Raw genomic sequence first — 10477 nt, 5'->3', positions numbered from 1 at the left:
GGTCGGGCTTCCAGTAGTCGGCGACCTTCTTCACGTCGTCCGAGGTCTTGGCCAGCGGGATGGTGCGGACCTTGCTGTCCTGCGCGGCGTTCGCGATCCCCGTGAAGGCAGGCAGCACCAGCAGCGCGCCGCTGAGCGCGGCGGCCACCACCTGCCTGGCCCGGGAGATCATGAAATGGCCTTTCTATAGGGTCGTAAGGGTGGATTTTTCCAGATGGACTGACTCTATTGCAGCTCGGATAGAGATTCGTTACCTGATCAAGAGTGCATCGTGAACTATAAGGAGGTCGTCAGCCGATACCTCCGGATAGGCGTAAATGATCATTAGTTGTGGTCGTTCTCGCAGGTCAGAAGGGGTTTGGCGGGCGGATCTCGTGCGGCGAATTGTGTGGTTTCATGGTGGCATTCGAGCCGCCGCGGTGACGTGGACCACGTCCTCGTGGTCGGCGCCATTTCCCCATCCACGGCCCGATCTGTGACCCCGATCTGTGACCCCGATCAGGGGTCCGAACAGTGGAAGGCCCCGGCTCCCGTGGGGAGAGCCGGGGCCGTGGGTGCGGGCTGGATCACGGCATGTCGCCGGTCCACCGGTTGGCGGCGGCCTTGTAGACCTTGTAGGTGTCGCCGTTGAAGTACGGCGACGAGATGTGGTCGTAGCGGTCGTTGCCGTCGGTGTCCCACGCGACGCTGTTGACGCCGACCAGGTAGCCGGTGCGCGACGCGCTCCTGTAGTTGAAGAGGAGCGGACCGCCGCTGGCGCCGGCGGTGAAGGAGCACCTGAAGCCGACGTGCTCCTGGAGGTTGTACTTCCTCGCCTCGGGCATCGGCTTGGTCATGCCGTAGCACCACTTCATCGTGCGGCCGGTGAACGGCTTGTCACCGTCGGGGTGCTCGCCCGCGGGGTAGCCGAACGAGAACACGTTGAGCTTCGTGCTGCGGTTCCAGGTGAAGCCCTGGCCGCCGACGTTGTCGCCCAGCCGGCCGGCGCCTGCGACCTTCCACCGCCACCTGCCGCCGGCCTTCTCCCAGGTGACCTTGATGCCGTTGTAGACGTTGACGAACGCGTAGTCGTAGTCGTAGTCCTCCTTCACCACGAAGTCGTCGTGCGCGTTGAACGTCTTGGCGGCGTAAATGCCGTACGGCGCTTTGCCGGTCCAGACACTGTCGCCGTCCCAGTACGACGGAATGAAGATCCAGTTGTCGTAGAAGGTGTTCTTGCCGGTGTCGTACACGCAGTGGGCGGAGGTCGCCACGAGGTTGCGGTACTTGCCCTGAACGGAACTGGCCGAGCAGTAACGCCAGTTCTCCGGGTTACGCGGGTCGGTCTTCGGCAGCGTGAAGAACACGCGGCCGACGGTGTTCGGCAGATTGACCTGCTTGCTCTTCGTGGTCCTCGCCTTCTCCGCGCCGATCGGGGCGACGGAGCCCGCGGGGCCGTCGGGGGCGTCGTTGCTGCCCTTGACGCCCTTGGAGGACAGGTCGAGTGCGTCGTCGTAGTCGGTGGCGAGCTTGATGCGGTCCGGCGTCCAGAACTGGATCGCCTGCTCGGCCGGGGTGGCGGCGTTCTTGGACACGACGTCTGGGGGTGCGGTCGCGGCGGCCGCGCCGCTGATCGTTCCCGCGGCCAGCCCGACGGCCACCAGGCCGGCGAGCGGGATCGCGATGCGCCTTGCTTGGGAAAACATGCAGCTCCTCTCGGCTTTCTGCGGCCCAGAGCGAGGTGCTGCGCCCCGATGGGCCAGGAAAACGATCGGAACGTTAATGAATGGCGCGACCGGGTGGCCAGGAAGCGACGTCAAAAAGCATGGGCCGGTTCCGTTCCGTTATGGAGATAGCGAATTCGCATGTATTCCGAGAAGGCATTCACGCAGGCAGACGGCCTGTTAATAAGCTGTTGGCAACAGTGGTAACGCGAATTATCAGACGCCACTCGGGTCGAATGGGTTGTTTCATTGAGGTATGCACCATCTGCCCCATTGGTGCACTTGGCTGGTTCGTTGAAGTAGTGGCAAAGGCTGTGACCGGGCGACTACTATCCGGTGTTGACATTTTTATGTCAGCGCCGGACGCTGGAGTCATGCGGAGGACCACAGTGCGCATCGACGAGACGCTACTCAACGAGGCGAAGGCGTACGCGGCACGAAACGGACGCAGTCTCAACTCAGTGATGGAGGACGCCTTGCGACAACTCATCAACCGCTCCACCGAGGCCGCCGAGCGGCCCCCCCTGGAGCTGCCCACGTCCACGGCCGTGCCCGGATTCCAGCCGTGGATCCAGGAGAGGCTGGACGCCGGCGAGAAGCTGGAGCACATCGCCTGGGATCTGGACGACCAAGAGCGGTTCCCGGAGTGGTTCAATGCTGCTGGCTGACACCAACGTCCTCGTCAACGCCTTTCGGCATGAGTCTCGCGATCACGATCGCTGCCATGCGTTCGTGCGGGAGATGGTGACCGGCGAGTCGAGCTACGCCGTGTGCGACTTCGTCGTCAACGGCTTCATCCGGATGGTGACCAACCGGCGCATCTACAAGAACGCCGAAACGCTCGAAAGCGCCCTGACCTTCGCGGACACCTATCGCAACCAGGCGCAGGCGTCGGTGGTCGCCGCCGGGGCCAGGCACTGGGAGATCTTCACCAGGCTGAGTCGCCAAGCCGGGGCGTCCGGCAATCTCATCCCCGACGTCTATCTGGCCGCGCTCGCCATCGAGCACGGTTGTGAATTCGTGACCTGCGACAAGGATTTCGCCCGCTTCCAGGGCTTGCGCTGGCGGTCGCCGCTCAACTGAACTGGATATGAGGGCGTAAAGCCGCACTACTCGGCTAGGAACGTCGTGGGCGACCAGTTCGACGTCATCGAGGTAGGCGAGCGCGGCCGCCGCCGGTCCATCGGGCTGGTGGTGGTGTTCGTGCTCCTGCTGGTTCCCATCGTGGGCCTGATCGTGAGCCGGGAACCGGAGCCCCAGCCGCCCCCCGAGGCGGTGCTCCCCGCGCCGTCGCCCATCCGTTCCCTGACGAGGATGGAGAACGACACCCCCAGCAACCTCACCGCGCCGGTCACGACCAAGGGCGGCGACGAGGTCATCGAGGTGGTGTTCCCGCACGGGGTCCGCGCCGAGGTGCGTTACCCGGCCAGGCTCGGCCTCGCCGACCTGGGGTCGCGGCCGTTCCAGGGTGTCTGGGTCGGCGAGCGATACCGGGAGTTCGTGGCCCCGTACAACGGGGAGATCGAGATCACCCGGGGCGGTGAGCCGCTGCGCAGTTACGCCCCCAACGTCACGCTCTGGCCGCGCCAGGCGGGCAGCCGGTCCTACGGGCAGGTGCTGCTCTTCGAGTTCGGGCCGTGGCGGCTGGCGATGTACGACCGCGGGGAGGGGCTGACGTTCGACCAGCGGACGGCGCTCGCGCGGGCGCTGCGGGGCACGGTGACAAAGGACGGCTATCTGGTCCTGTCGGCCAAGACGGACATCCGGCTGGCCGAGCCGGGCGACACGGCGGAGGGCGATCCGGCGGGACCGCAGCTCCGGTTCGGCGGTGGTGTGGGACCGATGCTCGCACTCGTGCCCACGCCCGACTGCCGGCGCCAGGCCAGGCAAACGACCGCGATCTCGGGCCGCGGGCGGCCCGCCGACACGGTGTGCAGGGACGGCGTGCTGGTCGCCGCCACGGGACCACACTGGTTTCGCAGGCTGGCGGTGGAAGAGATCAGGATCACGCTGAAGTAGGGTGCGGCCATGTTCGCCGTAACCGCCACACAGACCGACCCAGACAACCCACTCGCCGGGCTGACGCTCGGCGAGCGCCCGGAGCCCGAGGCGCCGGACGGATGGACGACCGTCACCGTGCGGGCGGCCGCGCTCAACCACCACGACCTGTGGACGCTCAAGGGCGTCGGCATCAGGCAGGATCGGCTGCCGATCGTGCTGGGCTGCGACGCCGCCGGCGTGGACGAGGACGGCAACGAGGTCATCGTGCACGCCGTGATCGGCACGGGCGCCGACGAGACGCTCGACCCCCGGCGTACGTTGCTGTCCGAGATGTACGACGGCACGTTCGCCGAACGGGTGGCCGTGCCGCGCGGCAACCTGGTGCCCAAGCCGGCCGCGCTCGGCTTCGAGGAGGCCGCCTGTCTGCCCACGGCGTGGCTGACCGCGTACCGCATGCTGTTCGACAAGGCCGGGCTCCAGCCCGGCGCCACCGTGCTGGTGCAGGGCGCAGGCGGAGGTGTGGCCACCGCGCTGATCGCGCTCGGCCGGGCCGGGGGCTACCGGGTCTGGGCGACCAGCCGTTCGGAGGAGAAGCGCGAGCGCGCCCGTGGGCTCGGCGCCGACCAGGTCTTCGAATCGGGCGCCCGGCTGCCCGAGCGCGTGGACGCGGTCATGGAGACCGTCGGCCAGGCCACCTGGGACCACTCGCTCAAGTCGCTCAAGCCGGGCGGGCGCATCGTCGTTTCCGGCGCCACCAGCGGCGCGGTCCCGCCCGCCGACCTCAACCGGGTCTTCTTCCTGCAGTTGTCCGTCGTCGGCTCCACCATGGGGACGCGCGACCAGCTCGGGCGGCTGGCCGTGTTCCTGGAGCAGACGGGCGCGCGGCCGGTCGTCGACCGTACGCTGCCGCTGGCGGACGCGCGTGACGGGTTCGCCGCGATGGCCGCGGGCGAGCTCTTCGGGAAGATCGTCTTCACCCCCTGAACGCTTGCCCGCTCCCAGGCGACACCGGCGGAGAGGCCGGTTCACCTGGGAGGCTCGCCGCCGCGCCGCGTGGTCACGGGGTCAGGATTCGAGGATCTCGCGGAGGCGGCGGCCGGCGTCGTCGAGCGTCGTACGCAGCTCGGCCAGCTTCTCCGGCGTCAGCCGGGAGTCGGAGGCATCCTCCCGCGCGTGGGCGACGAAGTCGGCCAGCAGTTCGCCCAGCTCGGCGTCGAGATCGGCGCGGCGGTTGGGCGCGGAGTCTCCGAGCGTGGACCACACCTCCGACCAGATCCTGCGCCACTCCCTGCTGAACCGCTCGCCCTCGTCCTGCCAGTGGGAGGCGTGCTCCATCCACTGCCGCTTCTGCTCCTCCTTGAGCCGCCTGAAGTCCTCCTTCTGCTTGTCGCGCAGCCGCTTGTGGTCCACGCCGGCCTCGGTGCGTACGTCCTTGGCCATCCGCGTCAGCTCGTCGCGCAACGACTTGACCGTGTCGCGTACGTCCTCCTTGACCTCGCGGGCGATGTCGCGGACGGAGGCGGAGATCTCCTCCTCCAGGTCGTCGAGCTCGTCGAGCCGGTCGTTCAGCTCGGCGCGGCCCTTGTCGGTGATCGAGAACACCTTCTTGCCCTCGACCACCTCATGGGTGACCAGGCCCTCCTCCTCCAGGCGGGCCAGGCGCGGGTAGATCGTGCCGGGGGAGGGCGAGTAGACACCGAGGAAGCGGTCCTGCAGCAGCCGGATCACCTCGTAACCGTGGCGTGGGCTCTCTTCCAGCAGCTTCAGGAGGTACAGCCGGAGCCGGCCGTGACCGAAGACAGGGCTCATTCCTTCTCTCCCTTGAGCAGCGCGACCTCGCCGGAGACCGTGGTCGCCGACAGTGAGGCCATGCCGCCGCCGAGCCGCCCCGACATCGACTTCGAGCCGGGACTGCTCCTGTCCGACAATTCGTGGAACGTGCTGGTCAGCCGGCCCGAGGTGGATCTGACGGTGACGTCCGTATCCACGTTCTCCGGCAGCCTGACCAGGATGTCACCGGAGACGCTGCTGAGCCTCACGTAGCCGGTCGGCCGCAGCGCCAGGTCGGCCGTGATGCGGCCGGACACGGTGTTCGCCCGCAGCCGGCGCGGGATGCCGTCGGCCACGGTGAGCTCACCCGAGACGCTCTTGAAGGAGAGATCCCCCTCCATGGCCCGGCTCTCGACGGTGCCTGAGACGGTCGTGGCGGTCACGTCGCCGCTGACCGCATCGAGGACGATCTCCCCGGACACGCTCTTGACCTGCGTCTCCCTCTCGAACCCGGCCACGACCGCGGGCGCGGAAACCACCCCGGCGTTGACCCGGCACGACTTGGGCACCGCGATCGACAGCACCGTCCTGCGCCGGTCGCGCCGCAACCAGCCGAGCAGGCCGTCCCAGGTGAGGTCCTTGTAGGCGACGGTGAGCGATCCGGTGTCCTCGTCGTACGTCACCACGAGCGGCGAGGCCGACTCGATGTCGGCCACCTCGAGTGTCGGTGGCCCCTCGCTGGCCAGCACGGCCAGGCGCCCGGACACGATCCGCACGTCCAGCGACTCGACCCGGCCGAACGTGAGCTGGCCTGGTTCGTCGATCGTCCACTGCTGCATGATTTCGCCCTCTCTGGCGACACGTCCCTACACAGCACACGATATGTCGCGTCTGTGGAAAACTCAAGATGTATCGCGTTGAGGGTGGTGGCTAGCGTGGCTTAGTGGTGGCTAGGCGGCTTACTCGTCCTCGTCGTCGAGCCGCGCCAGCCACGTGGCCAGCCGCTCGACCGGGGTCTCGAACTCCGGGTTGAGGTCGACGAACTCGCGCAGCCGCTCACCGAGCCACAGCAGGCTGACCTCCTCCTCGCCGCGCCGCTCGACCAGCTCCTCGATCCCCCGATCGGTGAAGTACATCGCTCTCCCCATCCTTCGTTCCTGACCCCGCTCCGGGCCTGGCCCACCTGCGAACGCGGCAGTCGCCGGCAGCCGCGAGGGCCGCCGGCGACTGCCGTGGTTCATTCAGCCGAAGAGCTGGCCGACGATCTCCGCCAGCTCGGTGTCGTGCGAGTTGTGCGACCCCGTAGCCGGTGAGCTGTTGGGCGTGCGCGACACGCGCTTCAGCACGCGCCCGCCCAGCGTCTGCGGGTCCTCGGTCATCTTGAGCGTCAGGTAGGGCCACGGCCCCATGTTGACCGGCTCGTCCTGGGTCCAGACCAGCTCCGCCTGCGTGCCGTAACGCGCCAGCTCGGCGGCCAGCTCCTCCGTGGGGAACGGGTAGAGCCGCTCCAGGCGGACGATGGCGACGTCGTCACGGCCCGCCTTCTCGCGGTTCGCGGCCAGGTCGTAGTAGAGCTTGCCGGAGCACAGCACCACCTTGGTGACCTTGGCGGGATCGACGGTCGTGTCGCCGATCACCGGCTGGAAGGTGCCCGTGGTGAAGTCGGCCGCCTTGGAGGTGGCCGCCTTGTGCCGCAGCAGCGACTTGGGCGTGAAGACCACCATCGGCCTGTGCCGCTCCGACTCCACCTGCCAGCGCAGCAGGTGGAAGTAGTTGGCCGGAGTGGAGGGCTGCGCGATCGTCATGTTGTCGAGCGCGCAGACCTGCAGGAACCGCTCGATGCGGGCCGAGGAGTGGTCGGGGCCCTGGCCCTCGTAGCCGTGCGGCAGCAGCAGCACGACCGAGGACTTCTGGCCCCACTTCTGCTCGCCCGACGAGATGAACTCGTCGATGATCGTCTGGGCGCCGTTGACGAAGTCGCCGAACTGCGCCTCCCAGGCGACCAGGGCGTCCGGGCGGACGACGCTGTAGCCGTACTCGAAGCCGAGCGCCGCGAACTCGCTCAGCAGCGAGTCGTAGACGTAGAACTTCGTGGTGCCCTCGTTGAAGGACTTGAGCGGCGTGTGGTCGGCGCCGGTCATCCGGTCCACCAGGACGGCGTGGCGCTGGGTGAACGTGCCGCGCCGCGAGTCCTGCCCGACCAGGCGCACCGGGTGGCCGTCGATGAGCAGCGACCCGAAGGCCAGCGTCTCACCCATGGCCCAGTCGATGGCGTCCTGCTCGACCATCTGCCCGCGGCGCTGCAGCACCGGCGCCAGGCGCGGGTGCGGCGTGAAGCCCTCGGGCAGGTTGAGCTGGGTGTCGACGATGCGCTTGAGGGTCTCGTCGCTGATGGCGGTCGGCGTGTCGTCGTGGGACCACTTGACCACCTCGGTAGGCGGCACCCGCATGGCGCCCGCCTCCAGCGGCTTCTTGGTCGCCTCGCGGGTCTCGGTGAACGCCTGCTCCAGCTTGGCCTGGTAGTCGCGCAGGGCCTGCTCGGCCTCCTCGACCGTGATGTCGCCCCGGCCGATCAGCGCCTCCGTGTAGAGCTTGCGGGTCGAGCGCTTGGCGTCGATCAGGTCGTACATCAGCGGCTGGGTGAAGGCCGGGTTGTCGCCCTCGTTGTGGCCGCGGCGGCGGTAGCAGATGAGGTCGATGACGACGTCCTTGCGGAACGCCTGGCGGTATTCGTAGGCGAGCTCGCCCACGCGCACCACGGCCTCGGGGTCGTCGCCGTTGACGTGGAAGATCGGGGCCTGGATCATCCGCGCCACGTCGGTCGCGTAGACCGACGAGCGGGACGAGGCCGGCGAGGTGGTGAACCCGACCTGGTTGTTGACCACCACGTGCACGGTGCCGCCGGTGCGGTAGCCGCGCAGCTGCGACAGGTTGAGCGTCTCTGCCACGACGCCCTGGCCGGCGAAGGCCGCGTCGCCGTGGATGAGGATGGGCAGGACGGTGAAGCCCTCCTCGCCGCGCTCCAGGAGGTCCTGCTTGGCGCGTACGACGCCTTCGAGCACCGGGTCGACCGCCTCCAGGTGGGAGGGGTTGGCCACCACGGATGCCGTGATCGTCTTGCCGCTCGGCGCGGTGAACGTGCCCGCCGCGCCGAGGTGGTATTTCACGTCACCGGAGCCGTGGGCGGTGCGCGGGTCGATGTTGCCCTCGAACTCGCCGAAGATCTGGGCGTAGGACTTGCCCACGATGTTGGCCAGGACGTTGAGCCTGCCGCGGTGGGCCATGCCCATGACGACCTCGTCGAGGTCCTCGTCGGCGGCGTCGCTGATCACCGAGTCGAGCAGCGGGATCAGGGACTCGCCGCCCTCCAGCGAGAAGCGCTTCTGGCCGACGAACTTGGTCTGCAGGAACGTCTCGAACGCTTCGGCGGTGTTGAGCCGCGACAGGATGTTGAGCTGCTCGTCGCGCTCCGGCGACTTGTGCGGCTGCTCCACCCGCTCCTGGATCCAGGCCCGCTCCTCGGGGTTCTGGATGTGCATGTACTCGATGCCGACCGTGCGGCAGTAGGAGTCGCGCAGCACGCCGAGGATCTCGCGCAGCTTCATCAGCGGGCGGCCGCCGAAACCGCCGGTGGCGAACTCGCGCTCCAGGTCCCACAGCGTCAGGCCGTGCGACTGGATGTCGAGGTCGGGGTGCTTGCGCTGCTTGTACTCCAGCGGATCGGTCTCGGCCATGAGGTGGCCGCGCACGCGGTAGGCGTGGATCAGCTCGATCACGCGGGCGGACTTGGCCACGTCGTCGTCATGGGAGGCCGAGATGTCCCGGACCCACCGGACCGGCTCGTACGGGATCCGCAGCGCCTCGAAGATCTCGTCGTAGAAGCCGTCCTCACCGAGCAGCAACCGGTGGATCTGGCGCAGGAAGTCGCCCGACTGGGCGCCCTGGATGATCCGGTGGTCGTAAGTGCTGGTCAGCGTCATGACCTTGGAGACGGCCAGGCGCGAGAGCGTGTCCGGCGAGGCGCCCTGGTATTCGGCAGGGTATTCCATCGCGCCGACGCCGATGATGGTGCCCTGGCCGGGCATCAGGCGTGGCACGGAGTGGACGGTGCCGATCGTGCCGGGGTTGGTCAGCGAGATCGTGGTGCCGGCGAAGTCGTCGACACCGAGCTTGCCCGCGCGGGCCTTGCGTACGACGTCCTCGTAGGCCATCCAGAACTGGCGGAAGTCCATCGACTCCGCGCCCTTGATGGACGGCACGAGGAGCTGCCGCTCGCCGTTGCCCTTCTGCACGTCGATCGCCAGGCCGAAGCCCACGTGCTCCGGCTTGACCAGCGTCGGCTTGCCGTCGACCTCCGTGAAGGAGTGGTTCATCTCCGGCATGGCCTTCAGCGCCTTGACGATCGCGAAGCCGATCAGGTGCGTGAAGGAGACCTTGCCGCCGCGACCCCGCTTGAGGTGATTGTTGATCACAATGCGGTTGTCGATGAGCAGCTTGGCCGGGATGGCCCGGACGCTGGTCGCCGTCGGCACCGACAGTGACAGGTCCATGTTGGCTGCCGTGCGTGCCGCCGCACCGCGCAGCTTGACCTCCTCGGCGCCCTTGGGCACCGGAGCGGCAGGCTGCTTCGGCTTCTCGGCTGCCGGTGCTGCCGGTGCTGCCGGTGCTGCCGGTGCGGTCGGTGGCGCCTTCGGCGGCGCCTTGGGAGGAGCGGGGGCGGTGACAGTGCCGTTCCCCGCCTCCTTGGCCGGGGTGCGGCCCGGTCCGTAGTCAGGGTTGTAGTCAGCGAAGAAGTTCCACCAGGCCTTGTCGACAGACTCGGGGTCCTGGAGGTACTTCTGATACAGCTCGTCGACAAGCCACTCGTTCTGACCAAAGCTTGCCAGCGGGTTTGTCCGCGACGACTCAGACGACACGGCGGAAATCGCCCTCTTCCGCAGATCGGCGTTGATGTTAGAGAACCTGTCCAAGGCTACTCGCCCGGACTGGCAGCGTGCGCCGAT

The 10477-nt window shown here is 67.9% G+C and carries 9 protein-coding genes; 4 read left to right on the top strand and 5 right to left on the bottom strand.

The window, feature by feature from the left end:
• Window positions 1–566: 566 nt before the first annotated feature.
• A complete protein-coding gene (locus tag ITP53_RS13640) occupies window positions 567–1685 on the bottom strand; it encodes a trypsin-like serine peptidase (RefSeq protein WP_195895736.1) in 1119 nt (372 codons plus the stop codon).
• 392 nt (window positions 1686–2077) lie between these two features.
• On the opposite strand from ITP53_RS13640, the gene ITP53_RS13635 reads away from it, so the two are divergent.
• The 4 genes from ITP53_RS13635 to ITP53_RS13620 are packed head-to-tail and all read left to right on the top strand — an operon-like array spanning window position 2078 to window position 4688.
• Window positions 2078–2371: a hypothetical protein gene (locus tag ITP53_RS13635; protein WP_195895735.1), complete on the top strand. Its 294-nt coding sequence runs from the start codon at window positions 2078–2080 to the stop codon at window positions 2369–2371.
• Window positions 2358–2786 (top strand): type II toxin-antitoxin system VapC family toxin, encoded by a 429-nt coding sequence (locus tag ITP53_RS13630; protein ID WP_195895734.1) that lies wholly within the window; start codon window positions 2358–2360, stop codon window positions 2784–2786. Before ITP53_RS13635 ends, ITP53_RS13630 begins: the two co-directional genes overlap by 14 nt.
• 45 nt (window positions 2787–2831) lie before the next feature.
• Complete coding sequence (locus ITP53_RS13625; RefSeq protein WP_195895733.1) at window positions 2832–3722, top strand: hypothetical protein; 891 nt, start codon at window positions 2832–2834, stop codon at window positions 3720–3722.
• A gap of 9 nt (window positions 3723–3731) precedes the next feature.
• A complete protein-coding gene (locus tag ITP53_RS13620; protein ID WP_195895732.1) occupies window positions 3732–4688 on the top strand; it encodes a zinc-binding dehydrogenase in 957 nt (318 codons plus the stop codon).
• An 81-nt stretch (window positions 4689–4769) separates the two neighbouring features.
• Here the strand turns inward: ITP53_RS13620 and ITP53_RS13615 are convergent, their stop codons facing one another.
• The 4 genes from ITP53_RS13615 to ITP53_RS13600 form a co-directional block, all read right to left on the bottom strand.
• Entirely contained in the window at window positions 4770–5513 is a 744-nt protein-coding gene (locus ITP53_RS13615) for a PadR family transcriptional regulator (RefSeq protein ID WP_195895731.1), read from the bottom strand.
• Window positions 5510–6313 carry a DUF4097 family beta strand repeat-containing protein gene (locus tag ITP53_RS13610; RefSeq protein WP_195895730.1) on the bottom strand — a complete coding sequence of 268 codons (804 nt, stop codon included), beginning with the start codon at window positions 6311–6313 and terminating at the stop codon, window positions 5510–5512. Before ITP53_RS13610 ends, ITP53_RS13615 begins: the two co-directional genes overlap by 4 nt.
• Window positions 6314–6433: 120 nt before the next feature.
• Window positions 6434–6610 carry a DUF6104 family protein gene (locus tag ITP53_RS13605; RefSeq protein WP_091104129.1) on the bottom strand — a complete coding sequence of 59 codons (177 nt, stop codon included), beginning with the start codon at window positions 6608–6610 and terminating at the stop codon, window positions 6434–6436.
• Window positions 6611–6715: 105 nt separating this feature from the next.
• Window positions 6716–10390, bottom strand: a complete 3675-nt coding sequence (locus tag ITP53_RS13600; RefSeq protein ID WP_195895729.1) for a multifunctional oxoglutarate decarboxylase/oxoglutarate dehydrogenase thiamine pyrophosphate-binding subunit/dihydrolipoyllysine-residue succinyltransferase subunit — start codon at window positions 10388–10390, stop codon at window positions 6716–6718.
• Window positions 10391–10477: the final 87 nt, after the last annotated feature.

It is taken from the genome of Nonomuraea cypriaca, assembly GCF_015645445.1.
Lineage (GTDB): Bacteria > Actinomycetota > Actinomycetes > Streptosporangiales > Streptosporangiaceae > Nonomuraea > Nonomuraea cypriaca.
Note: the sequence above shows the minus strand (reverse complement) of the source record. Positions and strands in the feature narration are given on the sequence as shown.